Origin of the sequence: Slackia sp. CM382 (genome assembly GCF_000293015.1) — a bacterium.
Lineage (GTDB): Bacteria > Actinomycetota > Coriobacteriia > Coriobacteriales > Eggerthellaceae > Slackia > Slackia exigua.
In genome coordinates, this window is record NZ_ALNO01000001.1 from 19720 (window position 1) to 46366 (window position 26647).

Genomic DNA, 26647 nt, shown 5'->3' on the forward strand with positions numbered 1-26647 from the left:
GTCTCAGCCGGCCGGCTCGGCCGACGACCATGCTAGAATCAATCGCATTCAGCGAACGAAGATCGTTCCCTGCCGCCGAAGCCGGACGCACGGCGCGGAGGACGAAAACGGAGCGGGAGACGCGCAATCGCGCATTCCCGCTTTCGGGCACACGGTTCAAGGAGAAGGCGTTGCGAAATCATGCCTGCGATGCGTCGCGCGTGCGCGGCGCGAGGCTTCTCAGCATGTTCGGGCTTGCATGCTACATCGCCTGGAGCTTCCTGTTCTGGAACGGCCCCCTGCTCATGATAGGTCCCTGGGATGCTGCAGGCGCGAGCGTCGCGTTCGTGGTTCAAGGCATAGCGACGGTCGTCGCATCCGTCTTGATCGCGGGAATCGCCCTTCGCTCGCCCAGCGCTTTCCTCCGTTTCGCCGCATTCGCCCTATTCTGCGGGCTTTCGATCTCCGCCGTCGTTCTGCTCGCGCTTTCGCGCGGCGACGAGTCGGTCCAGCAGCTCTCCATCGCATTCGCTCTCAGCGGAGCGGGAAGCACGCTGAGGCTCCTATGGGAAGAACGCATCAGCCTGGGCGGCGTGAGGACGGTGGCGCTCACCGTGACAGCCGCCTACGTGCTCGGCTACGTGCTCTTCGTCGCATGCGCGCTGCTCGCAAGCGAAGCCGTCATCGCAGCCTCCATCGTGCTTTCGATTGCCGGGATGCTCTTGTTTTTTGCAGCCGATTCGATACCGAAAAGAAGCAAGGGCGACGGTGGCCGGGCGAAGCCTTCCGGAAAAGAGGCCGGCCCCGATGCCGCACAGTGCAGCGCTCTGGGTTCGGCCGCGCACGGCGATGCGAACGCGAGCGGGGTTCTTGGGCGGAACGGCCGCGCAGGCGCGTTCTTTGCGCGGGATATCGGCACAAGCCCGGTCGCAACCCGACCGCCATCGCTCAAAGAGCTTGCAAAGCAGCTCCCCGCGACGCACCTCGTCATCGTCGCGCTCGCCTTCTTCGGATACGGAGCCATGCGCACGACAGGCGTGATCGGCGGATACGCGACAGGCGGCGTTCTATCCTCGGCATTGTCCGCCGGCGTGCCCGCGCTTGCGAGCCTCGTCGCCGTGCTCCTCGCCTACTGCCTGCATCAAAAGAATGCCTCCCTCACCTTCTATGTCGCATTTCCCCTCATGGTCATAGCCGCGCTCATTCCTCCGGAGCTCGATCCGTTCTCAGGGGGCGCCGCGTTCTGCATCGCGCTCGTCGGATCGGAGACGATCAAGTACGTGGTGTGGTTCATGCTGGTACGCTCATTCGCGCAGGATCAGGTATCCGCCCTGTTCATTCTGGCCATGCTGCGTTGCGCCCAATGGCTCGGCAGCGTGGCCGGGCAATCCGCATCCCTGATCGCGCCTACCGGCCAGACGCTCAGCATCGTGGTGCTCCTCGCGCTCATGATGGCGTTGCTCCTCGCCGTAGGACTCCCCTCCCGAGGATTCTTCTCAACTCCGGACGCTTCCGTGCAAGACCGGGCGAAACCACGCGACCACGTCGCGCTCGCCGTCAGGCGCTACGGGCTCACGCCGCGCGAGGCCGAGATCCTCGGCTACTGGGCCGGCGGATATTCCAGCCCCTATATAGAAAAGAAGCTCTTCATCTCGAAGAGCACGGTGAAGACCCATCTAGGGCATATCTACGAGAAGACGAAGACATCGAACCGCCAATCGTTGCTCGAGCTTCTCGAGAGCTTGGAATAGAGCCTGAAAAAATCCCGTCTTCATGCGGAGGGGTGGAACAAGACCTAAAAACCCGCCTTCACGCGGGAGGGGATCGCATGAAGGCGGGCGAGGCGGCCGATCCGGCTCGACCGATGCCGAGCACGCACGCGCAGGAACGGCTGCAGCATACGCCGCGCATGGAGGAGGGGTTGCGACAGCCATGCGCGGCAGGATGCCTTATTTCGAAACGGCTTCGCCGGCGCGGCGGCCGAAGACGAACGCATCGGCGATCGAACACGAGCCGAGACGGTTGTCGCCCATCTTATGGCCGGCCACTTCGCCGATCGCCATCAAGCCGGAAATGGGTTCGCCCGCGTCGTCGAGCACCTGAGCCTGCGGATTGATGTGCAGGCCGCCCATGGTGTAATGGACCGAGGGCTTGAAGACGATCACGTAGTAAGGGCCTTCGTTGATCGGATTGAGGGTTCCGCGGTAGTTGAAGTCGTCGTCCTTGCCGGCGGCGCAGTAGCCGTTCCAGGTATCGATGGTCTTCTGAAGCTCGGCCTCGTCGATGCCGAAGGGCTTGCAAGCTTCCTCGAGCGTGTCTCCCTTGACCATCTTCTCGCGTGCCAGGAGGTTTTCGACCTCGCTCTTATTCGCATTGAACACGCCGGTCTTGTCGACCTGTTCCTGCGTGAAGACCATGTAGCCGACGCCGTCGGTCTGCTGCGTCGTGGCTTCGGATATGACGTCGCGGCGCTCGAGCTCCTCGACGTAGCGCTTGCCTTCCTTGTTGACGCAGATGGCGTTCTGGTTGAGGCGCATATTGCCTGTGTACAGAAGGCCGCCGGTCTCGACATCGCAGGTCGGATACGTCTGGATGTACTGCATGTCGATGAGGTTCGCGCCGATCGCCTCGGCCATCGAGATGCCGTCGCCCGTCGCGCCCACGCTGTCGGTGGACAGGATGCTCTCGTCCATCTTGGGGTTGTACTTCACGCGCATCTCGACATTCGAGCCGAAGCCGCCGGTCGCCAGGATCACGTGCTTCGCTTTGAACGTATACGGATCGCCGGACAGCGTGTGCGTCGCCTTGACGCCGGTCACGGCGCCGCCTTCGACGACGAGCTCTTCGGCCTTCATATTGCGCACGATGGTCAGCCCGTCGACCTCCTTGCAGCGCTTGTCGAGCTTCACGATGATCTCGCTGCCCTCCTGGCCGTACGGCACGAGGGAGCGAGCAACGGAGTGCCCGCCGAAGAACTGCTGGTACGGCTGCCATGCCACGTCGGCCTCGAAGGTGAGCCATTCCATGGCGTCGTAGGCGCCCTCGGCGATGACCTGCACGAGCTCGGGATCGCCGATGTTGTCGCCGCCCACGAGCATGTCTTCGGCCAGCTTTTCGACGCTATCCTCGATGCCGTCGCGGCGCTGGAAATAGTTATTCGGAACGGAAATGGCACCGCCCGAAAGAATGGTGTCGCCGCCCGTGATGCCGAGCTTCTCGATCATGACGACCGACGATCCGTTGCGGGCGGCCGTCAGCGCTGCGGCATATCCGGCGCCGCCGGCGCCCACCACGACGACATCGACATCGGTCGGAATGCTGTCGGGCAGGGCAGGCACGGCTTTGGCACGCGCCTTCCATTCGTCGGCGTCTTCGCCCGCCTGCTTGAGCGCATCGGCGGTAGCCAGGACGAACGCGCGGCTCGAAAGCGTCGCGCCCGAAACGGCATCCACGTTGAGCGTCTGATCGTCCACGATAAGACTGTTGAGCACATCGATGGCCTCGGTGCCGACACCGGCGGATTCTTGCGATTTCAAGACGTTGATATGCAGAAGCTTGCCGTCTTCGAGCACGCATTCGACGTTCAGCTCGCCGCCTTTGCCCGTCGACGAGCCCGATCCTGCGATCTGGCCGCTCTGCGGGGTCTTGGCCGCGCCGCCGTCCGATGCGCACGCGCCCAGAAGCAGGCTTGCGCCTCCGGCCGCCGCGATCATGCTCCCTGAAAGAAAGCTTCTCCGAGATAGCTTCGCCATCGTTTCCTCCTCTATCCCTTTTCCAGCCGGTCCCTTGCCGGCTCTTGGAGATAGACTGACTCGCAGGCGACGTGGAGGCTATCGCAGCGCAGGTCGGATTCGCAGGAAAACGGCATCCCCCCAGAGGGAGGATATTGATGCGGTTCGCCACGAACGACCCGACACCTGGAATGCGGCAGCACGGCCATCCAGCGCGCGGCCCAAACGACGAAGCCGACATGATGGGATGCGTGGCTCGACGAAATCAGTCCCCTATCTCGCGTTCCCAGTCGATATCGGTCGGACGGCCGAAGGTGTCTTCCCCAGGAGTCCAGGCGCACTTCGCCATATCGACGTGCGTATCATCGAGAAAGGGTACGCCCTCCTGCTCGAGCAGGCGTTTTTGCACCTCGGGACCGCCGAAGACATACGAATCGCAAATCGCGCCGTCTTTGAAGACGACGCGGTGGCAGGGATAGATATCCGGATCAGGATTGTTGCGCATCGCGTAGCCCACGAAGCGGGACTTGCGAGGCTCGCCGATCGCACGCGCGACAGCGCCGTAGGACATGACGCGTCCGCGCGGAATGCGTCGCACGATGTCGAATGCCTTGTCGGAGAATGCGCCCATGGCAGCATTATAGAGGTTTCGGGTGTAAGGGCCTCAGTGCCTGCATGCTCCTCCAGGAGGTCTCGGGTATTGGGTCTCGGGTCTTGGGTCTCGGGTCTTGGGTCTCGGGTCTTGGGTCTCGGGTCTTGGGTCTTCACCTTCTGCTTTTAGCTCTCGGTCTTCGGTCTTTGCTCTCCGTTCTTCGCTCTCCGGCCTTCGCTCTTCATTCTCCAGTCTCCGGTCTTCGCCCTTCGCTTTTAGTTCTTCGGTCTTCGCTCTTCGCGCGAAGGCATTCATGGGAGTCCCGCGAGGACGAATGCGGAAACCAATTGAACCCTCCTTGTAAGCCCAATCGGATTCTTCTGACAAAATATCTACGCTTAGTGGCATTTTGCAAGTCGCCTTCCATGAAAGAGGCCATGATGAGCTCACTATATAGTGTTATTACGTCTTGACACACTATATATTGCATCATCATTCACGGAGCGCGACAGAGTTTCCAACGCGAATCGCGTTCAAACCCCTCTAAGCTCACAATTTCTGGCAGTTGGACACGAAATAGCTTTGTAAATTCGCAAAGCTCGCGATTTCTGGCAAAAACAGCAGGAGAACTCATTGCAGTTTGAGAAGCGGTTAATCCGAACATCCCGACCCCCCCCCTGAACGCAACGGCAACGCACATGAGCAAGGCTTCCCGCATGCGGCCGACCATGACAGGATGCGCGGGTATTTCCTGCGCTTCCGTGCTCTGCTATGGTTCTTTTGGGTCGAAAACGAACCGAGCTCACGTCGCTTCTCGGTCGTGCGGTCTGAAAGCGAACCGAATCCGTGTCTACCCTACGATCTCTCAAGTCGAAGGCCGCAAACGAACCGATCCTCTATCGCCTGCGCGCTCGCGGACCGAGCGAAGTTGGCGGCCAGGACCTGAGGAAGCGAACACTATCGCTCGCGCGCTCGCGAACCGAACCCCTATCGTCTGCGACTTGCGGGGTCAGAACCGGATCGAGCGCATGCCGTCCTACGAGGAAACGAGGTGCCCCATGGCTGTTGCCTACGAGGAAAACCCGCTTACCGTGCATTGCGAGTCGTGCGGAGGCGCGGCGAACTACGACATCGTCACCCAGAGCTACCGCTGCCCCTACTGCGGCGGCACCACGAGCGTAAAAGGCGCGAAGGCGCAGGCCAAAGGATGGAGAGATGCTCGTCAGGTGCAGTTCCGCGAAAATGCCCGAGATCTTGCGCAGGCGACCTACACCTGCCCGAATTGCGCGGCCAAAGTGGTCGTTCCCGAAGGCGAGGCCCTTGCCGCCTGCAGTTTCTGCGGCGGCAAGCCCGTACGGAGCGAATTTCTCGACGATGACAGCTTCCCCGAGGTCGTCATCGGCTTCAAAATCACGCTCGACGAGGCACGCGCACGGCTCGAACGCTGGTGCGAAGAGAATGCAAGATGCAAACCCGAAACGGACGGCATCAGGAAGAACATCGAGAAGCTCGCCGGATACTATCTCCCCTACCAGCTTGTGCGCGGCGGTATATCCTGTACCGCGCACAGGATCGATTCGTCGCGTGATTACGTCTGCCGCGGATTCGCCAACGGTATCGCCGTCAACACATCGCAGCAGATGAAAAACGAGCTGCTTGATGCCATGGAGCCTTTCGACTGGACGGAATGCGCCCCGTTCGACTTCGGCTACGTGGCCGGCCAGCGCGTCAAACTGCAAGATCTTCAGAAGGATCGGCTCGAAGGGCGCGTCAAACGAGAGGTCGAGCAGGGGTACCGCCCCATGGTAGAGAAGGTCATGCAATCGAAGGCCGTGAGCATGAACGCCGACATCAGCAGTATGCTCATCATGCCGGCGCTGCTGCCGGCCTATGTGCTGCACAGCAAGGCATGCGATGTCGCAATCAACGGCCAAACAGGGAAGGTAGCGGTGCTCTCGCAGCGCATAGGTCGAAGCATGCCTTGGTTCGTCCCGCCGATAATCGCCACCGCGATCTGCGGCATCCTCGCATTCGCGGTCGCCTTTCTCCTTGCGGGCACCTCGGATCCTGCGAACACGGCAAGTATAGCGACCGGCATCACGGCCGTCATAGCCGCCATGGCGCTCACCGCGTATAGTCGGAACCGCGGCCTCGAAAGCGAATGGAACCTGCTGTTCACCAGCAAAGATTCAGTAATTGAACGACAAGGGGGAACGCTTGTCTGGGGCGCGGGCGAATCACGCCCCGATCCCGATCCCCTGTTCTTCGAACGCATCGGCGGCCTGGAAGAACCCGTGCGCATACGTTTCTACCCGCCCGCACGCATCGCGAAATGGGTGGCGCTCATCGCGCTCTGGAACACGCTCCCGCTGCTCCTTGGGTTCCTATTCGCAGGCTTCGATACATCGGGCATGTGGCTGGGCGGCATCGTCGTGTGGCTCTGCATCTCCATCCCCACCACACCCGCATTCATCATGAAGTTCTTCCATATGGAAGTCTACGATCGTCCTATCCTCTACCGGGTGCTGCCCGACGGCACGACGAAACGCGTCAAGGCCGATGGCGAGAAGGCGAATTGGAGGGAGATTTTGAACGACGCCTTCGAGATGAAGGGGCTCATCGCCGGGCTCGCGCTGATTCCCCTCGTCATCTCGCTCGTGATAGCCTTCGGAGGAAGCGTCTAGACGAGCTGCGCGGCATGCATTTCATGATCGTGCGCGAATACGCAGGCCCAACATGCGATGCTACGGAATCGCTGAGCCGTTCTGCAACGCCATGCGCAGGAGCTCTCGCATGCGATGCCCGCATCGACCGTCGCTCTTGCAAAACCAGCGGCATCGAGGTGCGCCCGCCGATTCCATCAGGTAGAATCAGGGCAAGACACATGTCCGCATTCAACGATTGGAGACGTCGCCATGTCCGAAGAACCCATCGATTCCCCGATCAACGAAATCGCAACCGCTGCAACCGACCGCGTCATGCATGACAAAGCGCCCACGAATACCGAGGCAGAATCCAAGGTCGGCACCGTCACGAATGCAGGGGCCGCGAACAACGCAGAGGCCGTCGAGACGGAACCCCTCGCCGACGAAGAGGTCGACTTCGAAACCTTCAGCAGGTCCGACTTCCGCGCCGTCAAGGTGAAGGAATGCGAAGCCGTCCGCAAGAGCAAGAAGCTCCTCAAGTTCGTGCTCGACGACGGCACCGGCACCGACCGTGTGATCCTTTCGGGCATTCACATGTACTACGAACCCGAAGAGCTCGTCGGCAAGACGCTCATCGCCATCGTGAACCTGCCTGCGCGCTCGATGATGGGCATCGACTCGTGCGGCATGCTGCTCTCGGCGATCCATGAGGTGAAGGGCGAAGAACGCCTGAACCTGCTCATGGTCGACGATGCGATACCCGCAGGCGCGAAGCTCTACTAGCTCGACCCAAGGGCCGGTGCCCGCGCGCATGAAGGAAGCCCGCGCAGCGAACGAACGTTCCGTCCGTTGCGCGACTGGCCTCGGCAGCCGCCGAAAGCCCCATGGCGTGCATGTCGCACACCGGCTTCGCCGAGCGACACAAATGCATCCTCGCGCCAGGAAGATTGGAGGCATTATGGACCCGAAGAAGACCGGATTCGCCCTTGCTGCCGCGATCGCATGCGCGTGCGCCATGCCTTCGTATGCGTTCGCCGACATCGCGCCGATTCCCTCGTATCCCACGCCGTCGGGATTCTTCGATATCGCGCTCATTGCGGGAATAGCCGTGCCCGTCGTCATCGCCTCGATCGTTGCGCTCGTTGCGATCGTGATCATTCTGAACGAACGAAAATGACGAGCGATTCGGCACGCGTGTCGATAACCGCGGTCTACGGAGTTTCCCACTTCGTCATCGACCTCGCCTGCATAGCAACCATGCTCGGCGCCGTATCGCGCGCACTCGGCATCGAGGGAGCGGAAGGCGTGGTTGCGGCCGTCGTCGCCTACGATCTGCTCGCCTTCTGCCTTCAGCTCCCCTTCGGCGCGCTGGTCGATCTCGCGGATCGCAATGCACGCGCCGCCATGGTCGCCTGCGGGTTGGTGGCAGCAGGCACGTTCGTCTCGGCCGCGCCGCACGTACCTGCGGCCTTGGCGGCGGTGGCACTCGTCGCGGTCGGAAACGCGCTGTTCCACTGCGCAGGCGGCCTTGACGTGCTGAACGTCGCCCAAGGAAAGGCGACGCTTCCCGGAGCCTTCGTTTCGACAGGGGCGGCAGGAGTCTTCCTCGGAGGCCTCATGGCCGTATCGCACGCGAGTCTCACGCCCGTGCTGGCCGCGCTGCCCGTCGGATGCATCTTCGCGATCGCCTCCGTCGATCGCATGAATCGACGCATATGGAACGTGCGCAACGAGCCGTTCGGGCTCCCTCGGCCGTCCGTTCGCTTCATCGGCGCCTGCGCGCTGCTCGCCGCCACCGTTGCGCTTCGCAGCTATGCGGGCATGGAAATGGCGTTCCCTTGGAAGGTAGACATCGCGCTCGCAGCCGGGCTGGTCACAGGCATTGTCGCAGGAAAGGCGGCAGGAGGCGTGCTGGCCGATCGCCGCGGGCTTGCCGCCGCCTCGATCGCATCTCTTACGGGTTCGGCAGCCCTCTTTCCCTTCGCAGCGGCATTCCCCGCTATCGGCATGCTTGCGGCGTTCCTCTTCAATTTCACCATGCCCATTACGCTCATCTCTCTCGCGAATCTCATGCCCGCTTCCAAGGGAATCGCCTTCGGAATCGCATCGTTCTCACTTGCGATCGGCGCGCTGCCGGCATTGATCGGATTCGATGTCGACGGGCCGATGGCCTTGAGCGTCCTCGCGATCGCCTCTCTCGCCTGTCTCCTGCCTGCGCTTCGGCTCGCACGCGGCATTCAGGACGAGCCTGACGCGCAGGCCGCGACCCCCCAGGCAGAGGCTCGGGCATGACAGGATCCTCGTGGGCGATCGCGGCAACGTTCCTCTCCTGCCTTGCGCTGACTATCGTCGTCGAGCTCGCCGTCGCTCTCGCCGTATTCCACGTGCGCGGCGCGTGGCATATCGCCGTGGTCGCATTAGCGCAGGTCGTCACGAATCCGCCCCTTGTGCTTGCGACGATCGTCGCCGGCGTCGCCTTCGATTCCGAATTCGCGTTCGCCACGATGCTCATCGTCCTTGAGACGGCGGCCGTTGTGGCAGAAGGCGGCATCTACCGGTACGCCAGGCTTTCGGACAGGCCTTATATCCTTTCCCTCGCATGCAATGCAGCTTCGTTCGCGATAGGGTTCACGACATCCCTCGTTTCATGCGTGCTTTCATCCTTCTAGGATAGTCGGCTCGAGAGACGGGATTGCGCCTCGAACCCTGAGGAGGAATTCCAGGGCACCGAGGCGCGACCATCGTCGAAAGCCGATGTCAAGAACCGAAGCGCAACCGCAATCGGCATGCGGGGGATTTCATATCAGAAGCCGATTCCTACCCGACGTAGTCGGCCGCATTGTCGCCGGCGACGCGTCCGAAGGTGTAGATATCGGCCATAGACGTGGAGCCCAGGCGGTTCGTTCCCATCTTATGACCCGCAACCTCGCTCGCGGCGAACAGGCCGGGAATGGGCTCATCGTTCCCATCGAGCACCTCGGCGTTCGGGTTGAAGCGATTGAACCCGCTCATGGCACATGCTAGAATACATTGTATTCAACGAAATGAAAGAGGATGCCATGTCCACATTAACCATGCGCATAGATGACGCCGACGCCGCCGTCGTTCGCAAGTACGCCATGTTCGAAGGCAAAACCATTTCCGATTTCATCCGCGATGCCGTCTTCGAGAAAATCGAGGACCAGGAAGACCTGAAGGCTCTTCGCTCGGCGATAGCCGAGGATGATGGAACGCGCTACGCCCACGATCGGATTCTTTCCGAACTGGGACTGTAAATGGCCTATCGCGTTGAATACACGTCAGCCGCCTTGAAGCAGCTGAAGAAGATGGATCGTTTCGATGCGCGACTCATCGTTTCCTGGATCGACAAGAACCTTGAAGGATGCGAAGACCCACGCGTCCATGGAAAAGGCCTCACGGCCGATCGCGCGGGCGAATGGCGCTACCGCGTCGGGAGCTATCGCATCCTATGCGTCATCCAAGACGACCGGCTCGTCATCGAGGTGTTCTCCGTCGGACACCGCAGCACAATCTACGAAGGATGACGATCGCTCTACGCATTGAGCCTTTTTCTTGATTCACCTGGAAGTATGTCTCTCTCTATCTCCCGTCTCTAAGCTCTTGCCGATGTGCAGCCGATGCTATGCAGGCGGCGCAATGAGAGGAAGCGCGATCGTCGCGCGTGCCCCCAAGATATCGCCCGCATCGTCCGTACGATTGGCAAGCTCCAGCCTGCCGCCATGCGCGGAGGCGATATCGGCGGCGATGGAAAGTCCCAACCCGAAATGAGTGCCGCCACCGCCGACGCCGCCAACATTTGCCCGCGATGCATCCCCGCGGAAGAACCGCTCGGTCCCGTGCGCGAGAGCCTCAGACGAAAGGCCGGCCCCGTCGTCCTCGATAGCGATGTAGACGGTTTGCGATGCGACGTCGTACGAAAACGCAAGGACCACGCGGCCGCCATATGCATGGTCGCAGGCATTGCCTACCAGATTGAGCGCGGCGCGCTCAAGGGCATCCGCATCCCAGAGCGGCAGCGCCCCCTCCCCTTCGCGCATCGCGATGCATGCATCGTGGAACGCGCGTGTCCTCGCGGTTTCGAAGGCGAAGCCGCGCGCTGCGACGACCCTCTTCGCCGCGCGTTCCACGCTATCGGCAAGAACCCAGGGATTCACGGATTCGAGATGCAATTCGTCCGCCCGTCCGCGAGATGCTTCCACAATTCTGGTCACGAAGCCATCCATGGAATGCGCGGCCTCCCGTATCGCCTGCGCGCACGCGGCTTGATCCGCACCGAGCATACCCGAAGCCGCATCCTCGGCAAGCAGCTCCGCGTTGCCGATCGCCACCGTAAGGGGCGTCTTGAGGTCGTGAGCAAGCGCGGCGACCTGCTCCCGAGCCTGCCGTTCGGTCGCCTGCTGCGCCTCGCGCGCGTCTTTCAACGAAATCCGCATCGCTTCCATCGCGCGCAGCACATCGTCGATCTCGGCCACATCGCTGCTACCTGCAGGCGTATCCAAATCCTGCCTGCCGACGGCTTGGGCCGATCGGGTCAAGGGATCCATCTTGCGCGTGAGCACGCGTCCGGCACGCAGGGCGATGAACATGATCACAAGGACCAGCGCGACCAGCACGGTCCAGAGAAACAGGTCCTGAGGATTCGGCAAGGCGTCGCGCATGCCCTTGTCGACCCACTGAGGCACGATATCGTAGGAAAGCACGCAGCACCCGCCATCTGCAAGACCGACCGCATCGTAGGAAGGATACGAGGCATCGAACGCCTCGCGCGAAACCGCGACGGCATGCGCGGTATCAAGCTGACCGACAGGCATGTCGGTTGCCAGAAGAGAGCCGTCCGCGCCGAAGCGGGCGTAGCGATACGCCGAGGGAATGGCATCGGCGTCGAAGGAAGCCTGGCCGGCGAGCATATCTTCCACCTCGCCCAGGTGGGTGTCGCCGTAGTTCGCGACCGATACGGCATCGGAAGCCATCTGCCAAGCGAAGGCGCCCGTCGGAATGCCCACGGCGAGAAGCGCGCCGACGAGCACGTAGAGGAAGTAGCGGGACACCACCAGGAACAGAGGGATCCTCACGCGTCGGCGCGCATGCCCTACGCCTGCCACTTATACCCCATCCCACGCACGGTCTCTATAGGATCGACGTTCGCCCGACGGAGCTTCGCGCGGGCGTTGCTCACGTGCATGGAAATCGCATCGTCGCCCGCGTCCGAAGCCCAGCCGAACGCGCGCTCGCGAATCTGCTCACGCGAAAGCACCTGGCCGCGATGCATGGCGAGGAGCTCGCACACGGCATACTCGGTAGGCGTGAGCGGCACAGGCGAACCATGCGCGGAAAGCTCGCGTGCATCGAGATCGACGCGAACGTCGCCCAAGGCGAGCATATGGGTGCGCACCCTTTCTTCCCGACGCACATGCGCGCCGACCTTCGCACGAAGCTCGACGATGCCGAACGGTTTGCGGATATAGTCGTCGGCACCGAGGCCCAATCCGAACACAGCATCTTCCTCAGCCACCTTCGCAGTGAGGAAGAGGATCGGAGCGTCTACCAGATGCCGGATGCGGCCTACCAGCTCGAAGCCGTCCATACCGGGCATCATCACATCGCAGAGAATAAGATCGTACCGTGACAAAGCGAGGCCAAGCACGGAAACCGGGTCGTTCGCGGCATCGACGGCATGTCCGTCGCGCGCAAGCACGCGGGACAGCAGGTCGGTGATCGCCGCATCGTCATCGACCACGAGAATCCGCGCCATGCCTTTCGCCTCCTCGCGTGCGTCTTGCAGACCCCTTCCAAGGCATCCTATCGTTTCCATAGGCGTCGCCATGATATATCAGATCCCGGGCAGCCATCTTTTCATTCTCCATGCCGAGCAGGCTCGAAACGGGAAATCCATGCCGCCAGCCCGCCTGCAAGCAGAACGGTCGCGACAGCGCATAAGCCTGCGAGCGGCCAGATCGCGCCTGCGACATGAGCCGCAGCATCCAACGAACCTGCAGATCCGCCAGCGATCGAAAGCTCGATAGGCAATGATCCCAGAAGCGCCGGCCAGCTGGTCGGCAGATACGACAACGCATTCGCACCGGCGGCAGTGAGCTCACCGGTCATGAGACCGTGCGCGAGCCCTCCCATCGAGAAGAACGAGAGCATGAGTCCTGCCGCGCCGGCAACGATCGCCGCATTGCGGCCCCATCGTAGCGCAGCGACGTAGAGGACAAGATAGAGCGGGATGCTGCCGAAGGCGAGGCCGACGACGGCACCCGTCCAGGCGGTCGGCCCCAATGCCTGTCGCCCAACCAGGATGAGGGGCACGGCGAACGCGGCTGCGGCAAGCACGAGGGCGAACGTCCCCATAAGCCAGAGCGTGCAGAGCCGTGCAGCAATCGCCTTTCGCCTCGACGGAACGGCGAGCATGCCTGAAAAACAGGTCGCCTCCCACTCGGCATCCACGTCTAAGCCGCAGACGATGCCCGCCATAAGCGGCATCATGGCGCCCAGCAGCTGCACGAAGGCGTCGGTACCCATCGATGCATCCCAGGGAGCTGTGGCGAAGTACGCCCCACACGCCGCCCCCGCCGCCAAGGCGCATATCAGATGCAGAGGCACAAGGAACGACCGGCGCAGGCGCAGCGTCTCTGCGCGCAAGGAACGCGGAAACGTCATGCTCGGCCCAGATGCCCGCGCATCCTCGCCTTCGCCTCCGCTCGCGTTACGGATATCGTCCGCATGATCCGTCGCGCGTCCCGTCATCGCCGCTCCTCCGATTTCTCGAACCATGACGCGCCGGCAACGACGAGCACTGCCGTGAGCGCACATGCGATGCCGAGCGCAAGCGCGATAGCATCTCCTTGGGATACCGTTTCGACGATATCCATGCCGACGCCGACGGGCTCGCCGCTTGGCAGGACCGGAAGGAAGGCCGTCGGCAGCATGATGGTGGCCGAAGGCGGGCATGCGGGCCAGAACGGCACGACCGACCAGCTGAAAGCCAAGGCGATCTGCACCGCCAGCGGCACGAAAACGCCTGCGAGCATCCCTGCGCGCATCGTGAGGAAGAGCGTCGTCGGGACCATCCACGAACTTGCGACGACGAGCGCAAGCGCCGCGGCCAGCATCGCCGGCATGCTCGCCGCACCCTGCGGCGCTGCGATCGACGCTGCAGCATACACGGCGAAGACGACGAGGTTCGACAGCGCCGAGAGAATCAGACACCAGACGACCTTGGCGCCCCACGCCTGGCGCAGCGGCACGCCGCTCGAAAGCAAGGCGCGGTTGCCTAAGCGTGCATCGGCCCGCGCCACCGATGCGGCGGCAAGCGTGATCGCGACCGGCATCAGCAGCGCATACCAGTAGTTCCACGGCGCATACGTAAGGCCCGCCTGCGGGGCGAGCAGAGCCCCGAGGACCGCCAGCAGCGGAAAGGGCAGCGCCAAGACGATAGCCAGGCGCAGCGGTGCGGCATGCTTCGATTTCAACGCTTCCGCGCGCAGAGCGCGAACGAAGGATCCGCGCATGGGAACGGGTTTCTCGTCGGTCCCTGTCGCACATGGCATTGCCGGTTCATGCCGCGGCGTCATCCCGCACGATAGCGCTGCCGCATGCTGCGCCCCTGACATGGCCGTCGCCTCGGCCGCGCGCTTCGTCTCCTTCATCGTCCGGCCTCCTTCCGGCACACGTCCATGAAGAGCGCTTCCAGATCCTCGCCCTCATGCAGCGCATCCTCGTAGGCGAGCCTGCCGCCGACGATGATGCCGACGACATCGGCCGTATGCTGCACCTCGCCGAGGATATGGCTCGACAGCAGCACCGTGATGCCCTGTGCGGGAAAGCTTCGGATAAGACCGCGTAGATCTTCGATGCCGATGGGATCGAGCCCGTTGGTCGGCTCGTCCAGAATCAGCAGACGCGGATGGGCCAGCAAGGCCAGCGCAATGCCCAGACGCTGCTTCATACCCATCGAAAACCTTCCGGCGCGCTTGGATCCCGTATCCGCAAGACCCACCGTCGCGAGCGCCTCGTCTATGCGTGCCTCCGACAGCCCCAGCAGCGTGGTGCGCACGCGCAGATTCTCTCGTGCGGTCAGATTCGGATAGAGAGGCGCCTGCTCGACGAGCGAACCGATGCGGTAGAGGTCGTCTCGCGTCCACGGACGCCCCTCGAACAGCATCTGCCCCTCCGTCGGATGCAGCATCCCCGTGATCATCTTGAGCGTGGTCGACTTGCCCGCACCGTTCGGGCCGAGCAGGCCGTAGACCTTTCCCTCTTCGACATGGAGGGACACATGGTCCACCGCCGTCTGGGCGTTGCCGCCCCGCCCGAACCGCTTGACGAGCCCGCGCGTTTCCAAAACGCATTCCGCCATGGAGCTTCCTCTCTTCCGCCGTCCAACGTCTTGCTTCTCAGTCTGGACGGGGTTTCTAAAGAAACGCTAAAGGTCGGAAGACCGCGGGCTATTTCAGACAATTGCAGAGGAAGAGCTGACGGCAGCAGACGTGTTCGAATTCACTTTGCACCGCGATCGGCGCTCGGACGAATGCCCTTCACCAGATCCTCTGCGCGATAGGCGGCATAGCCCTCGTATGCGTACGACGCATCGATGCCGCGTGCGAGCAACGTGAAGCTGTCGAGCCGATCGGATAGGGCCTCGCGCACCAGTGCCTTTATCTCCACATCGCGCACCGGGCTGCGTTCCATGGCAAGCAGGTAGTCTTCGCGATCGATTTTGCTCCAATCAACGGTGAATCCCAGGTTGCGCCGCAGCATATGGTCGAGCCATATACGACCCGACCTCCCATTCCCCTCGCGAAAGGGGTGCGCCACGTTCATCTCAACGTATTTTTCGAGAATGCGCTCGAAACCATCCTGCGGCATCTTCTCAATGCTTTTCAACGCCGAACCGAGATAAAGAGCAGAGGCGAAACGGAAGCTGCCTTTGGCAAGATTCACGGTACGAATCTTGCCCGCAAAGTCATAGATCGTGCAGAACAAAGCCCTATGAATGCTCGTCAGCGCATGAACCGTACCAGATTCCAGCGTATCGAGCGCGCCGTCGCGATACATCAGCAGCGCTGCCGTTTTAGAGAGGCGCTCTTCTTCGTGGGCAAGCTTCACGTCGTCCATTATGCCCAATCTGTTTTCGAGGGTCATCCAACCACCTGCCTGCCGGTACCGAATTCGGATATATCATCGCATAGTTCTACACTCCAGACGATGCACGAAGGTTATCGAAAGGTACCTGCGGCACAGTATTATGCCTGCTTTCCCCGTTGCGCCATCGCGAGCAGAATGAAAGCCGTCAAGAAAACAGCGGATGCAAGACCGCATGAGGGAAAGGATCCCGAGTTGATTCCGGCCTGGAAATCCAGAGATGAAGCTGAACGCGACGTATGCCTGCGTGAACTACGGCGAGGCATGCGCCCCTGGCGAAATTCGCGACCGTTCGATACCATTGAATGCAGACACCGATGAAGGAGGTCGCCATGAAACTGCTGGTCGACAAAAGCATCGCAAAACTCGGCATCGAAAGCGTCGTGATCGGCATCGCGAGAGACGTGGACCCGAACGCTCCCCTGCCCGATTCGTTCCTGAAAAAGCAGAAGGACATGGAAGATTGGGCGTTGGGCTGCACCATGGACGACGTGCTCGACCTTCCGGTCGTCCGAGGTTACACGGACCTGCTGAAACGCGTGAAGCGAAGCGTCAAGAAGAACCCTCCCACCGTTCCCGCGCTCATCCGCAATATCCAACACCGCGGCTCCATTCCGCACATCAACAGCGTCATCGACATCTACAACGTCGAATCGCTGCGCTCGCGTCTAGCCATAGGCGGACATGACCTCGACAAGGTCGACGAACGAATAGAATTCACCATCAACAAAGAGGAAGACTCCTTCCTTCCGATCCTTTCCACCGAGAAGCACGTGGCCGAGACGGACTACGTCTATCGGGACGCGAAAGGAATCATGGCATGGCTGGACGTTCGCGACGGCGAGAACTACAAGTTCGACGATGCGACGAAGAACGCCATCTTCATCATCCAGGGCAACGCCGAAACATCCGCCGAATACCGCCTGGAAGCGCTCGAGCGGATTCGGGACGACCTGGCAGCATGCATGCCGAACGTGAAGTTCGAGACATATGTCATGCACGCCGGAGAAGAATTGGACGTGCAGGGCTGAGCCGACAAGCCGCATATCGCGCATCGGTGCCTTTCCGGCTCGGAAGACGTCTGTGCATCCCACGGATGCAGCACCCGCTCTGCGACCATCGCATGGCGGGTGCTCGTTTCCAGGATAAGCGTCGAAGATGTCGCGCTGTTGAAGAACCCGGCGTGTCTCACTTCTTCGAATGCAGCGCTTCTTCAGAATCGATGTTCCTGAGCAACGAAGGATTCTCGAAAAGCTGCGTGCAGATCATCTTCTTGCGGTCGAGCTCATCGGCCTCCCGCCCTATAAGCCTCTTATAAAATGAAACAAGAAAGCGCTCGTCAGGGAAAACACCCGCAGGCGCGTTTCTGTACATCGCACGCGCCAACGCGTCGCGATAGTAGCGCGCATGCTTCGCAAACGGATCGTTGGTTACCTGGAACCCCAGATTGTTCAAGTAGAGCTCCGAGAACACGGCGACGGTGCGGGTATTGCCTTCGTAAAAGGGATGAATCTGCCAGAGAAACGCGATGGTGTGGCAGAAGTCCTTGATCTCACACTCCCCCTCGTGCGAGGCGCCAGCCGATGGCCCGGCTTCTCATGCCGACGAATCGCCGGTATATCCCTTCTTCCGCCATCAGCTCGTCGTGCGTGCCCCGCTGCACGATGCTGCCGCCGTCGAGCACGACGATCTGGTCCGCCATGCGCACCGTAGCCAGGCGATGCGCGATCATGAGTATCGTCTTGTCCTTGGTCAGTTCGGCAATCGCCTTTTGAAGCTCCTGTTCGTTTTCCGGATCGACGCTTGCCGTCGCCTCGTCCAGGATGACGATAGGAGCGTCCTTCAGAATGGCGCGAGCGATGGAGATGCGCTGACGCTCGCCGCCTGAAAGGCTCGACCCTCCTTCGCCGATATGCGTCCGGTAACCGTCGGGAAGCGCCATGATGAAATCATGGCAGCAGGCCTTCTTCGCGGCAGCGATCATCTCTTCTTCCGTCGCCTCCGGCCGTCCGAAGCAGATGTTGTTCGCAACGGTGTCTTCGAACAGATAGACGTTCTGGAACACGATGGCGAAGTTCTTCAGGAGGCTATCACTCGTATACTCCCGCACGTCCCTGCCGCCTACCAGGATCTTTCCTGCATCCACATCCCAGAAGCGAGCAATCAGAGAACACAGGGTGGTCTTGCCGGAACCCGACGGCCCGACGATGGCGCAGGTGCTTCTCTCCGGCACGGTCAGGTCGATATGATGCAGGATCTCCGTGCGGTCGTATCCGAAGGAAACGTCCTTGACTTCAATGGTGAACGTATCGGGATCCAAATTCGCGCCGCCCTCGTCCAAAGACGGCATATGGGTCACGACATCCAACCTGTCAAGCGATGCCTCGACCGCGCGGGCGACGGACGACATGCTGCCCGCCACTTCGACGGTGGCATAGATCATGAAGCTCGCCACGAGCAGAAGAAGGCACTTCTCAGCCGTGATCTCCCCTCCGATCAGGAGGTAGGGAGCAAAGACGAGAATCGCCGCGCGGGCGAACTTGAACACGGTCTGATAGAGCGCCGTCATCTTCGAGAACGCCTTTTCCAAAACGGTATTCGCATCCCTGCTCTCTCCGATCGCGGCGTCCACGGCCTTCTCGGACCTGCCTGCCAGGCCGAAAGCCTTCACGACCCCCATGCCCTGAACGTATTCGAGCATGGACGTGACCAGGCCCGCCTGAGCCGCCTGTCTGCGGGGCGCGTATTTCGTGCCGACCTTGCCGATGAAGGCGTACACGATGAGCGCCACGGCAAGCCCTGCAAGGGAAAGAAGCCCGATGCGCCATTCGTAGACCAGAAGCCACGTGCCGATCACGACGGCATGGATGAATCCCCCGGCGATGTGTTCCATGATCGCGACGGACTGCTGCTCAAGGTCGCCCAGCGTGGTGGTCACGGCCGCCGTGATATCGCCCAGCCTGTTCTCGTTGAAATACCCCATCGGCGCCTTCTTCAGACGCTCGCCGATCTCCATGCGTTTCTCGGCGCCGAACGCGAAGCTGCCGAGCGTCCTCGCGTTCGCAGACAGACCTACGAACGCGATCCTGCCGGCGATAGAGACCAGCATGATGCCGAGCGAGATCCAGATCGCGTCTGCAGGCATAGCGCCGCCATCAAGCGACGCCAAAATGCCTGAAAGCACGACGAGAATCGCCATGATGGGAAGCATCTCGAAAAACGAGCTGACGAGATACGCGAGAAACGATCGTATGAGCCGGCCTTTCTGGTTACCCGCAAACGCGAGCAGCCTTTGGAACAGACGTATCATCACGCCACCTCCTCTGCGGTATCGCGACTCGCGACGTGGGCATTCCAGAGCTGCCCGTACAGCGGGCTTTCCGCAACCAGCTCCTCATGCGTCCCTTCGGCGGCGACGCGGCCCCGATCGATCACGAGGATCTTGTCCGCATCGACGATGGTGGAAAGCCTGTGGGCGATCACGATCAAGGTCTTTCCCGCCACGAGCTTAGCGATGGACGCCTGTATCGCGGCCTCGTTCTCCGGGTCGGTGAATGCGGTCGCCTCATCGAGCACGACGATCGGGCTGTTCTTCAAAATCGCCCGCGCGATCGCGATGCGTTGGCGCTCGCCTCCGGAAAGATGGCTTCCCGCATCGCCCGCCAACGTGTCGTATCCCTTCGGAAGAGAGAGGATGAAATCATGGCAGCTCGCCTTTCGCGCCGCATCCTCGACCTCCGCATCCGTCGCATCCGGCTTGCCGATGCGGATGTTCTCCCGAACGGAAAGATGAAACAGGAAGTTGTCCTGCGACACATAGGAAACGAGCTCCATCACCTGCGACAGCGGCATCTTCCGCACGTCCACGCCACCGATGCGGACGAAGCCGCGCTCCGCCTCCCAGAACGAGGCGATCAGTCGCGCGATCGTGGATTTGCCGGAGCCGGAAGGCCCGACGATCGCGGTCATGCCGCCCTTGGGGCAATCGAAGGAAACGCCGTGCAGCACCTCCGTGCCGTCGTGCTTTGAGCCGTCCCCTTCTCCATCGCCGGAAGGCGCGCCCTCGTATCGGAAGGTGACGTCTTCGAAGGAGACGTGCGTATCGACCAGCGGTGCCTTTTCATCCGGCCTTGATAGCTCGGGAAGGTCGAGCAGGGCCTTGACCTCCTTCACGGTGGAATCCACCATAGCAAGGCTATCGGTGTACTGAAGCGCCTGGATCAGAGGCTTCACCAGACCGAGCGCAAGGACGATGCAGGTGATGAACGTTCCCGCCTCTATGTTCCCGTTCATGAACAGCCAGCTTCCCAGCGGCAGGACGCCCGTGAGCGTTGCCGTCAGAATGGAAAGCCCCACCACGTAGTAACCGTTGGTCTGCCTGAACCACGTCTCCTTCGACGCCCTGTTCTCGGCCACAGCGTCCGCGTACTTCTTGTACGAACGATCCCCCTGGTTGAAGGTCTTCACCACTTCGATGCCGCCGATGTATTCCACCGTCGCGGCATCCATGCGCTTCCCCGCCGTCAGCACTCTCGCATACCGGCGCTCGTAGTCCTTCAGCATTCCCATGTAGCAGAAAATCCCGACCGGGATGGTCGCAAGGGATATCAGGGCTATCCTCCAATCGAGGACGAACAGGTACGCAAGCATCATGGCGGGGATCAGGGTGTTGGCGGTCAATTCCGGCACCATGTGGGCCAGCGGCAGCTCGAGCTTCTCGACGGTATCGACCGCAATGGTCTTGAACGTGCCGGAAGGCGTGTCGAGGATCGTCCCCATAGGAACGCGGGAAAGCTTTCCCGTGATCGCCGTGCGGATATTCCCCAGAATCGTGAAGGCGGCCTCGTGGCTTTTCATCGTAGAGAACGTGCCGAGCCACACCTGTCCCAGATATCCGGCAAGCGCGATTCCCGCAAGCAGCGCGAATACGCTGAAGTCGTAATCTTCGCTGCAGACCATGATGATGCCCCGCGACGCGGCGATGTACGGAACCATGCTGCACAGCGCCCCGAGCACCGCCAGCACGACCGATCCCGCAAGCATCCCCTTGCACGGCCGCGCGAAGCCCATCAGGATGGATGCCGCACTCTGTCCTGCATTGCTCATCGTTTCCCACCTCGCATCAGATCGACGATCAGAGCTCGTTTTCCACCCGACAGATCCGCGGCCACGCGTCCGTTCTCAAGAACGAGGATGCGGGTGCAGATGCGCATCATGAATTCGATGTCATGGGTGATGACCAGAAGAATCTTTCCTTGATCCGCAAGAACCCGCACCAGCCCGCCGACCTCCTCCATGCTTCGAAGATCCAGGCCGCTGGTAGGCTCATCGAAAACCAGCAGATCCTTCCCGCAGACCTCGCTGACCGCGACGGCGAGCCGCTGCATCTGTCCCCCCGATAGGGAAAGAGGGTGGCGATCCTTGCACGCCAGCAGATCGACCCTGCGAAGCGCCGATTCGATGCCGTCTCTATCGGGATCCTTGATGCCCAGACGGCATTCCTCCATCACGCTGTCGGAGAAGAGCTGGTGACCGACGTCCTGCATGACCAGGTAAGACTTCTTGCGGCGCGCGCGACGGTTCAAGGGGCGCCCGTTCCACCGCACGGTTCCCGAAGCATCGTTCGCAAGCCCGCAGATCGCCCGCGCAAGCGTCGTCTTCCCCGCTCCGTTCGCCCCCGCGATCGCGACGATCTCGCCGGCGTTCGCCTGGAACGAGATGCTTTTCAATACCTCGTTGCCGCCAAGCCGGATGCTCACGTTTTCAAGGGAAAGGACATTGCCGGAAACGCTCGGGCGCACCGTCGCCTCGGGTTGCAAGGCGGCAAGGTTCCGGGAACGCAAACCCCTGCTGCGCATGTCGCGTTCCGAAAGCCTCCTGAAGCCTTCGATGGGCATGTCCGAAACGACCGCCCCATCCTGCAGATAGATCACGCGATCCACGATGTCCATCAGATACCAGATGCGATGCTCTGCGATAAGGATCGTCTTTCCCTTCCCCTTCGCCGTCCGCATGAGCTTGGCAAGCTCATCGATGGACTTCATGTCCAGGTTGGAGGACGGTTCGTCGAAGACCAGCACATCCGGATCGGAGGCATAGACGCTGGAGAATGCGACTTTCTGCTTCTCCCCGCCGGAAAGCTCGAACACGCTTCTTCCCCTCAGCGCCTGGAGGTGCAGCTCTTCGGTGACATCATCCAGTCGAGCGCAAAGCTGCGCCCGCGCGATTCCCCTGTTTTCCAATCCGAACACGATCTCGCTGTCGACATCGGCGTTGAAGAACTGGGTCCGGGGATTCTGGAACACGGTTCCCACCGCATCGGAGAGCGTGGCGATCTCCGTTTCTTGGGAATCCATGCCGTCCACGCATACGGTTCCCGCGATCTTTCCTTCGAAGAAATGGGGAATCAACCCGTTCACGAGCCGGGCGACCGTCGTCTTCCCGCAGCCCGATGCGCCGCAGAGCAAAACGCATTCGCCACGATCTATGCGAAGGGACAATCCGCGCACGCCGCCCCTGCCGCTTCCATCGTTCTTGCCGCTTCCGCCGCCTCTGCCGTCCTTCGCGCGGCCCAGGCCATCTTCTTTCCCTTCCTCGGAGAAGGCCGCCCGATACTCGAAAGAGACATCCTGCATCTCTATCATCAGAACACCCCCTTGACGTTCGCGAAGACCATGCCTGCGACCAAGGCCGCGTAGACAAGGACCGCTGCCGCATCGACGGCGGAAAAGGAAGGCTCTTCCAAACAAGTCCTCTCGTGCGCATGCTCGATGCCGCGCGTGATCGCGGCCTGCGTGATCTCGTCGGATATCCTCGATGCGGACACAAGCAGAGGAACGTACACGTGCTCCGTCGTCTGCGCAGGATGACGGAGCACCCCGCCTACCGAGGCCGATATGCCGCGAAGCGCCATGGCGTCTCGGATGGTGGCCCATTCCTCAGCCAGGGTGGGAAGGAACCGGAGCGTGACGGCAAGGGCGATCGTCAGGCCTTCGGGCAGCCGAAGCTTCGCGAGAGCAGCCAAAAACGTGCTCACGCGCGTTGTGGAGATCAGATAGCTTCCCAGCATGAAGCAGGGCAGAAGCTTTCGGATGTACACGGCGAACATGTAGACGATCCCGCCGGCCGCCACCGGAAGATGGGGCACCGCGCACAGCTGCACCGCTAGAAGCAGGACGAAGAACAAGCCGTACCGCACAGCCTTCTTCGGCTGCCCCGACGCCGCAAGCATCAGAAGAGGAATGCCTGCATACGCGCATTCGACGGCGATGCTCCTGTTCAGAAAGACGGAAACGCTCGTGATCGCCAGAATCAGGAGCTTCGTGCGCGGATCGAGCCCCATCTATGCGATCCCCGCCTTCTCGAAATGCTTCCTCAAAAGCTTCTTTCCGATGAATCCTCCGATCAGCGCGCAGACGACGGTCCCGACGACCAGCGCGGGAAGGATCCACCACGTTCCCCCGATGGCATGGATGATTCCCTCGAAAGAGGCAACATCCCCTTTGCTCCGCATGAAGGCATCGAACTGCTCCGGCATGACGACCATGGGAACATACGCGCCGAGAGGCGCAAGCGCCATCACGCAATAGGCAGCCAGGTTCTTCCTGAACGACCTGAAGCCTCCCGATGCGCAGATTCCGTCCGCCACGATTCCGAATACCAGGAAGAACGCGGACATCATCCAGAACATGCCCGTGACGAACAGCAGGATCGCGGCGATGACGCCGAGGATGGAAAGCGCGCCCCTCTTCGGGATCTTGGCCACATACAGCATGAAGACCGTTCCCGTGAACAGGGCCACGATCATCGGCATGAACGGAAACGTGACGGGCGTCATCTGCGCCACGCCGCCGACCACGAACGCCACCACGGCATAGATCAGGGAGAAGATGCCGACGGAAATGAAGTCCCTCGTCTCCAGCTTCTCCGAACCCGTCTTGCTCATGATTCGCCTCCAAACGATACGTTGGTTTGTAAGATTCAGCTAACTCGTAGTGAAAAAAGAAGGGATATCCCCATCGGACGATGCTCCCGTCGAAGCCATCCCGCTTTAGTCGAGGACTCCTTCGAGGGATCCTCGCCCTAGGTGAAAACCTTTCGGCAGACTCCCCTTTTCGAGCAGCGTCCCTTCCAGAGGATGCCTATTCCAAGCGAAGAAGGCCCTCCCAGCCGGCATTGAAGAATTTCGCGAGCTCCTCGATGTACTGCATGGCCTCATCCTTCGGCATGGCGTGGACGATGGGTTCGCACACAGCCGCGAAGTAGGCGCTCGTGATCATATGGTGCAGCTGCCGGGACATCCGTCCGCTCAGCTTCCCTTTTTCGCGAAGAGCCTTGTAATACGACTCCGTTTTCTCCACCTCCCTATCTACGAGGTCATGGAGGAAGGAAGCGTATTTCGTACCGTCCGCGCAGCACAGGATCAGCCTGAACTCGTCGAAGTGGGCGTACAGGTATTCCACGAACGAGCGCAGATACTGCGTGGACAGGGCAAGGCTCTCTTTCGTCCTCTCTTCGGGAATCAAGTCGAAATGGGCGTCCTGCGCGGCTTTGAATCGATCCACGAGCCCATCCGCCGCCTCTCGGACGATGTCCTCGAAGAGGGCCGCTTTGTCCGGGTAATATCCGTAGAATGCGCCCTTCGTGAACCCCGCTTCGGCGACGATCCTGTTCAGAGACGCATCCTTGAAGCCTTTCTCAAGGAATTCCCGCTTCCCGACCTCTAGGATCTTCATCTGGGTTTCTGTGCGTTCCATAGGCTCTTCCTCGAATATACCACTAGTATATACCGCTAGTATATTCAGCGAACCCAGGTTGTCAACGAGATATTCCGCGAGCCGGCGCCCGCCGAAGCGGTTCGGCGGAGATGGCCGATTCGGCAGCCCGACGTACCGTCATTCAGCGACTCGACCTATCGTTGGCCCGCTTGACGCCGGCATGCTTTCCGTTGGTTTGCCTGCCATCGGTTTGCCTGCCATCGGTTTGCCTGACATCGACCTGCTTGCCATCGGCTTGCTTGCCATCGGTTTGCCTGCCGTTGCTCGACCTGCTGCTATTTCGCCTGCCGCCGTTCAGCGCGCTCTATCGATTCGCAAACGATGACGGCTGCGCGCATAAGCGTTTCGCACTCGATGCCGTCATACTGCATCACGAAGCGGACGCGGCCATCCGAAGCCATCATGCCTCCCAGATCATACCGTTCGAGCGGCGCCAATCCGACACCCCGCTCGGCCGCACGTCTCGCGATGTCCTCGGCACGGGCGGGCGTGTCCACGCAGAGCACGAAGTGCAGGCCCGAATCGCATTCCTCGTACGAAAGCCGGCCTGCGATCGGGCTTTCGCGAAACGCACCGATCAGGCAATCGCGCGCCGCGCGGGCCTTGGTGCGATACCTGCCGACATGACGTTCGTATCCCCCCGACTCCATGAGACGGGCGAGCGCGATCTGGTCGATGGTCCCGACCGTCGATGCGAAACAGCCCAGCACGCGTTCGAGATCCTCATCCAGCTCGCTGGGGAACACGCCGAACGCGATGCGCAGCGACGGACTCAGGCTCTTCGAGAACGTGCTGAGATAGATGACCTTGCCCTCGGCATCGATGCTGCTGAGCGACGGGATCGGTTTGCCCGAAAGCCTGAACTCCCAGTCGTAGTCATCTTCGACGATGTACCGATCGCCTGCCTGCGATGCCCATCTTAAGAGCTCGTAACGCCGCGATACCGTGGTCACGCGCCCCGTGGGGAACTGGTGCGAAGGCATGACGTGGACCAGGGATGCCGCGCTCTTCTCGAGCATGGAGCAATCGATGCCCTCGGCATCGAGCGGCATCGGCGCAACGCGCCAGCCCATCGTTTCGTAGATGCCCTTGATCATCCCGTATCCGGGCGATTCGAGCGCAACGGCCCCGGCGCGTCCCCGCCGCCCCCGCATCAACGCCACAAGCCCGTAGAGCATCGGAGCGCCGGCAGCGACGACGATCCTGTCCGGACCGGTCGTGATGCCACGAGCACGCGCGAGCCATGACGCGATGCATTCCCTCAGCCTCTGCGATCCCTGGGGCGGCTGTCGCGCGAACAGGTCCTGCTCGGATTCATGCGCGATGACGTCGCGAAGCGTCTTCTCCCAAAGCCGGGCGAACGATCGGTCGGAGCATGCGGGCGCCGACGAGAAATCCGCGACGGCGAAGGTCGGACGGGACGTCACGGCACGCGACGATGCGGGCCTTGTCGCATGAGGGCGCGTCGCGATGCTGCGCACGTAGTATCCGCTGCGTTCGCGAGATACGATGTATCCTTCGGCTTGCAGCTGGCGATAGGCGCCTTCGACGGTTATCACGCTCACGCCGAGGTCGGCCGCCAGGCTTCGTTTCGAAGGAAGGCGATCGTCCGGCAACAGATTCCCGGCAAGGATGTCATCGCGGATATGGCGGTAGAGACTTTCGTACAGACTCAAGTTCCCGCGATCCGCAAGATCGTAGATGCGCACGACGCCCCTCCTTCTGATCATATCGAAGTAACTGTTCTGACTATATTCT

General features: G+C 61.3%; 25 protein-coding genes and 2 pseudogenes. 9 read left to right on the forward strand and 18 right to left on the reverse strand.

All coding sequences use genetic code 11. The features are described from left to right. Window positions 1–170 precede the first annotated feature (170 nt). The gene (locus HMPREF1155_RS00085) at window positions 171–1730 is read left to right on the forward strand and encodes a helix-turn-helix transcriptional regulator (RefSeq protein WP_238319019.1); all 1560 of its coding nucleotides are present in this window, start codon (window positions 171–173) and stop codon (window positions 1728–1730) included. A gap of 198 nt (window positions 1731–1928) precedes the next feature. Here HMPREF1155_RS00085 and HMPREF1155_RS00090 read toward each other — a convergent pair whose 3' ends face one another. Together HMPREF1155_RS00090 and HMPREF1155_RS00095 are read right to left on the reverse strand one after the other, a co-directional pair. Continuing rightward, window positions 1929–3731: a flavocytochrome c gene (locus HMPREF1155_RS00090; protein WP_009076222.1), complete on the reverse strand. Its 1803-nt coding sequence runs from the start codon at window positions 3729–3731 to the stop codon at window positions 1929–1931. 244 nt (window positions 3732–3975) lie between these two features. After that, window positions 3976–4341: an MGMT family protein gene (locus HMPREF1155_RS00095; RefSeq protein WP_006362754.1), complete on the reverse strand. Its 366-nt coding sequence runs from the start codon at window positions 4339–4341 to the stop codon at window positions 3976–3978. 1019 nt (window positions 4342–5360) lie between these two features. Between HMPREF1155_RS00095 and HMPREF1155_RS00100 the strand changes: the two genes are divergently transcribed. The 5 genes from HMPREF1155_RS00100 (at window position 5361) to HMPREF1155_RS00120 (ending at window position 9616) form a co-directional block, all read left to right on the forward strand. Continuing rightward, window positions 5361–6986, forward strand: coding sequence for a hypothetical protein (locus tag HMPREF1155_RS00100; protein ID WP_009076330.1), 1626 nt, complete (start codon window positions 5361–5363; stop codon window positions 6984–6986). Between the two features lie 231 nt (window positions 6987–7217). Beyond that, window positions 7218–7730, forward strand: a complete 513-nt coding sequence (locus HMPREF1155_RS00105; RefSeq protein ID WP_009076558.1) for a methionyl-tRNA formyltransferase — start codon at window positions 7218–7220, stop codon at window positions 7728–7730. A 175-nt stretch (window positions 7731–7905) separates the two neighbouring features. Continuing rightward, window positions 7906–8124, forward strand: coding sequence for a hypothetical protein (locus HMPREF1155_RS00110; RefSeq protein WP_009076127.1), 219 nt, complete (start codon window positions 7906–7908; stop codon window positions 8122–8124). Beyond that, a complete protein-coding gene (locus HMPREF1155_RS00115) occupies window positions 8121–9239 on the forward strand; it encodes a hypothetical protein (protein ID WP_009076519.1) in 1119 nt (372 codons plus the stop codon). The genes HMPREF1155_RS00110 and HMPREF1155_RS00115 overlap by 4 nt, the downstream gene beginning before the upstream one ends. Then, window positions 9236–9616: a hypothetical protein gene (locus HMPREF1155_RS00120; RefSeq protein WP_009076521.1), complete on the forward strand. Its 381-nt coding sequence runs from the start codon at window positions 9236–9238 to the stop codon at window positions 9614–9616. Before HMPREF1155_RS00115 ends, HMPREF1155_RS00120 begins: the two co-directional genes overlap by 4 nt. A 148-nt stretch (window positions 9617–9764) precedes the next feature. On the opposite strand, the pseudogene HMPREF1155_RS00125 reads toward HMPREF1155_RS00120, so the two are convergent. Further along, window positions 9765–9938: pseudogene (locus HMPREF1155_RS00125) on the reverse strand (FAD-binding protein); the annotation flags it as partial. A 68-nt stretch (window positions 9939–10006) separates the two neighbouring features. Between HMPREF1155_RS00125 and relB the strand changes: the two are divergent. Both relB and HMPREF1155_RS00135 read left to right on the forward strand, forming a co-directional pair. Beyond that, entirely contained in the window at window positions 10007–10222 is a 216-nt protein-coding gene (gene relB, locus HMPREF1155_RS00130; protein ID WP_009076098.1) for a type II toxin-antitoxin system RelB family antitoxin, read from the forward strand. Then, window positions 10223–10492 carry a type II toxin-antitoxin system RelE/ParE family toxin gene (locus HMPREF1155_RS00135; protein WP_009076254.1) on the forward strand — a complete coding sequence of 90 codons (270 nt, stop codon included), beginning with the start codon at window positions 10223–10225 and terminating at the stop codon, window positions 10490–10492. A 96-nt stretch (window positions 10493–10588) separates the two neighbouring features. On the opposite strand, the gene HMPREF1155_RS00140 is transcribed toward HMPREF1155_RS00135, so the two are convergent. From HMPREF1155_RS00140 to fic, 6 genes are all read right to left on the reverse strand, one after another. Beyond that, the gene (locus HMPREF1155_RS00140) at window positions 10589–12070 is read right to left on the reverse strand and encodes a HAMP domain-containing sensor histidine kinase (protein ID WP_009076437.1); all 1482 of its coding nucleotides are present in this window, start codon (window positions 12068–12070) and stop codon (window positions 10589–10591) included. Continuing rightward, a complete protein-coding gene (locus HMPREF1155_RS00145) occupies window positions 12058–12720 on the reverse strand; it encodes a response regulator transcription factor (RefSeq protein ID WP_039993098.1) in 663 nt (220 codons plus the stop codon). The genes HMPREF1155_RS00140 and HMPREF1155_RS00145 overlap by 13 nt, the downstream gene beginning before the upstream one ends. Before the next feature lie 101 nt (window positions 12721–12821). Continuing rightward, complete coding sequence (locus HMPREF1155_RS00150) at window positions 12822–13715, reverse strand: ABC transporter permease (protein ID WP_009076128.1); 894 nt, start codon at window positions 13713–13715, stop codon at window positions 12822–12824. Continuing rightward, window positions 13712–14617 carry a bacteriocin ABC transporter permease gene (locus HMPREF1155_RS00155; RefSeq protein ID WP_009076271.1) on the reverse strand — a complete coding sequence of 302 codons (906 nt, stop codon included), beginning with the start codon at window positions 14615–14617 and terminating at the stop codon, window positions 13712–13714. The genes HMPREF1155_RS00150 and HMPREF1155_RS00155 overlap by 4 nt, the downstream gene beginning before the upstream one ends. Continuing rightward, complete coding sequence (locus tag HMPREF1155_RS00160; protein ID WP_009076340.1) at window positions 14614–15327, reverse strand: lantibiotic protection ABC transporter ATP-binding protein; 714 nt, start codon at window positions 15325–15327, stop codon at window positions 14614–14616. Before HMPREF1155_RS00160 ends, HMPREF1155_RS00155 begins: the two co-directional genes overlap by 4 nt. A gap of 140 nt (window positions 15328–15467) precedes the next feature. Next, on the reverse strand, window positions 15468–16112 hold the full coding sequence (gene fic / locus HMPREF1155_RS00165) for a protein adenylyltransferase Fic (RefSeq protein ID WP_006362774.1): 645 nt from the start codon (window positions 16110–16112) through the stop codon (window positions 15468–15470). A gap of 332 nt (window positions 16113–16444) precedes the next feature. Here fic and HMPREF1155_RS00170 point away from each other — a divergent pair, with 332 nt between their 5' ends. After that, complete coding sequence (locus HMPREF1155_RS00170; RefSeq protein WP_039993038.1) at window positions 16445–17143, forward strand: B3/4 domain-containing protein; 699 nt, start codon at window positions 16445–16447, stop codon at window positions 17141–17143. A 157-nt stretch (window positions 17144–17300) separates the two neighbouring features. Here HMPREF1155_RS00170 and HMPREF1155_RS00175 read toward each other — a convergent pair whose 3' ends face one another. From HMPREF1155_RS00175 to HMPREF1155_RS00210, 9 genes and pseudogenes are all read right to left on the reverse strand, one after another. Then, a complete protein-coding gene (locus HMPREF1155_RS00175) occupies window positions 17301–17567 on the reverse strand; it encodes a hypothetical protein (protein ID WP_238319020.1) in 267 nt (88 codons plus the stop codon). Window positions 17568–17576: 9 nt separating this feature from the next. Next, window positions 17577–17663 (reverse strand): annotated as a pseudogene (locus HMPREF1155_RS09145) (Fic family protein); the annotation flags it as partial. Between the two features lies 1 nt (window position 17664). Then, complete coding sequence (locus HMPREF1155_RS00180) at window positions 17665–19422, reverse strand: ABC transporter ATP-binding protein (protein WP_009076406.1); 1758 nt, start codon at window positions 19420–19422, stop codon at window positions 17665–17667. Then, complete coding sequence (locus tag HMPREF1155_RS00185) at window positions 19422–21218, reverse strand: ABC transporter ATP-binding protein (RefSeq protein WP_009076202.1); 1797 nt, start codon at window positions 21216–21218, stop codon at window positions 19422–19424. The genes HMPREF1155_RS00180 and HMPREF1155_RS00185 overlap by 1 nt, the downstream gene beginning before the upstream one ends. Next, on the reverse strand, window positions 21215–22756 hold the full coding sequence (locus HMPREF1155_RS00190; RefSeq protein WP_009076106.1) for an ABC transporter ATP-binding protein: 1542 nt from the start codon (window positions 22754–22756) through the stop codon (window positions 21215–21217). Before HMPREF1155_RS00190 ends, HMPREF1155_RS00185 begins: the two co-directional genes overlap by 4 nt. After that, the gene (locus HMPREF1155_RS00195) at window positions 22756–23454 is read right to left on the reverse strand and encodes an energy-coupling factor transporter transmembrane component T (RefSeq protein WP_009076554.1); all 699 of its coding nucleotides are present in this window, start codon (window positions 23452–23454) and stop codon (window positions 22756–22758) included. The genes HMPREF1155_RS00190 and HMPREF1155_RS00195 overlap by 1 nt, the downstream gene beginning before the upstream one ends. Then, window positions 23455–24057 carry an MptD family putative ECF transporter S component gene (locus HMPREF1155_RS00200; protein ID WP_009076460.1) on the reverse strand — a complete coding sequence of 201 codons (603 nt, stop codon included), beginning with the start codon at window positions 24055–24057 and terminating at the stop codon, window positions 23455–23457. Window positions 24058–24253: 196 nt separating this feature from the next. Continuing rightward, the gene (locus HMPREF1155_RS00205; RefSeq protein ID WP_009076230.1) at window positions 24254–24868 is read right to left on the reverse strand and encodes a TetR/AcrR family transcriptional regulator; all 615 of its coding nucleotides are present in this window, start codon (window positions 24866–24868) and stop codon (window positions 24254–24256) included. Window positions 24869–25164: 296 nt separating this feature from the next. Continuing rightward, complete coding sequence (locus tag HMPREF1155_RS00210; RefSeq protein ID WP_009076449.1) at window positions 25165–26598, reverse strand: PLP-dependent aminotransferase family protein; 1434 nt, start codon at window positions 26596–26598, stop codon at window positions 25165–25167. Window positions 26599–26647 lie beyond the last annotated feature (49 nt).

Excerpts from the sequence above, each read along its gene's own strand:
- HMPREF1155_RS00090 (WP_009076222.1), bottom strand. The coding sequence starts at position 3,731 with ATGGCGAAGCTATCTCGGAGAAGCTTTCTTTCAGGGAGCATGATCGCG.
- HMPREF1155_RS00095 (WP_006362754.1), bottom strand. The coding sequence starts at position 4,341 with ATGGGCGCATTCTCCGACAAGGCATTCGACATCGTGCGACGCATTCCG.
- HMPREF1155_RS00100 (WP_009076330.1), top strand. The coding sequence starts at position 5,361 with ATGGCTGTTGCCTACGAGGAAAACCCGCTTACCGTGCATTGCGAGTCG.
- HMPREF1155_RS00105 (WP_009076558.1), top strand. The coding sequence starts at position 7,218 with ATGTCCGAAGAACCCATCGATTCCCCGATCAACGAAATCGCAACCGCT.
- HMPREF1155_RS00110 (WP_009076127.1), top strand. The coding sequence starts at position 7,906 with ATGGACCCGAAGAAGACCGGATTCGCCCTTGCTGCCGCGATCGCATGC.
- HMPREF1155_RS00115 (WP_009076519.1), top strand. The coding sequence starts at position 8,121 with ATGACGAGCGATTCGGCACGCGTGTCGATAACCGCGGTCTACGGAGTT.
- HMPREF1155_RS00120 (WP_009076521.1), top strand. The coding sequence starts at position 9,236 with ATGACAGGATCCTCGTGGGCGATCGCGGCAACGTTCCTCTCCTGCCTT.
- relB (WP_009076098.1), top strand. The coding sequence starts at position 10,007 with ATGTCCACATTAACCATGCGCATAGATGACGCCGACGCCGCCGTCGTT.
- HMPREF1155_RS00135 (WP_009076254.1), top strand. The coding sequence starts at position 10,223 with ATGGCCTATCGCGTTGAATACACGTCAGCCGCCTTGAAGCAGCTGAAG.
- HMPREF1155_RS00145 (WP_039993098.1), bottom strand. The coding sequence starts at position 12,720 with ATGGCGCGGATTCTCGTGGTCGATGACGATGCGGCGATCACCGACCTG.
- HMPREF1155_RS00150 (WP_009076128.1), bottom strand. The coding sequence starts at position 13,715 with ATGACGGGACGCGCGACGGATCATGCGGACGATATCCGTAACGCGAGC.
- HMPREF1155_RS00155 (WP_009076271.1), bottom strand. The coding sequence starts at position 14,617 with ATGAAGGAGACGAAGCGCGCGGCCGAGGCGACGGCCATGTCAGGGGCG.
- HMPREF1155_RS00160 (WP_009076340.1), bottom strand. The coding sequence starts at position 15,327 with ATGGCGGAATGCGTTTTGGAAACGCGCGGGCTCGTCAAGCGGTTCGGG.
- fic (WP_006362774.1), bottom strand. The coding sequence starts at position 16,112 with ATGACCCTCGAAAACAGATTGGGCATAATGGACGACGTGAAGCTTGCC.
- HMPREF1155_RS00170 (WP_039993038.1), top strand. The coding sequence starts at position 16,445 with ATGAAACTGCTGGTCGACAAAAGCATCGCAAAACTCGGCATCGAAAGC.
- HMPREF1155_RS00180 (WP_009076406.1), bottom strand. The coding sequence starts at position 19,422 with ATGATACGTCTGTTCCAAAGGCTGCTCGCGTTTGCGGGTAACCAGAAA.
- HMPREF1155_RS00185 (WP_009076202.1), bottom strand. The coding sequence starts at position 21,218 with ATGAGCAATGCAGGACAGAGTGCGGCATCCATCCTGATGGGCTTCGCG.
- HMPREF1155_RS00190 (WP_009076106.1), bottom strand. The coding sequence starts at position 22,756 with ATGATAGAGATGCAGGATGTCTCTTTCGAGTATCGGGCGGCCTTCTCC.
- HMPREF1155_RS00195 (WP_009076554.1), bottom strand. The coding sequence starts at position 23,454 with ATGGGGCTCGATCCGCGCACGAAGCTCCTGATTCTGGCGATCACGAGC.
- HMPREF1155_RS00200 (WP_009076460.1), bottom strand. The coding sequence starts at position 24,057 with ATGAGCAAGACGGGTTCGGAGAAGCTGGAGACGAGGGACTTCATTTCC.
- HMPREF1155_RS00205 (WP_009076230.1), bottom strand. The coding sequence starts at position 24,868 with ATGGAACGCACAGAAACCCAGATGAAGATCCTAGAGGTCGGGAAGCGG.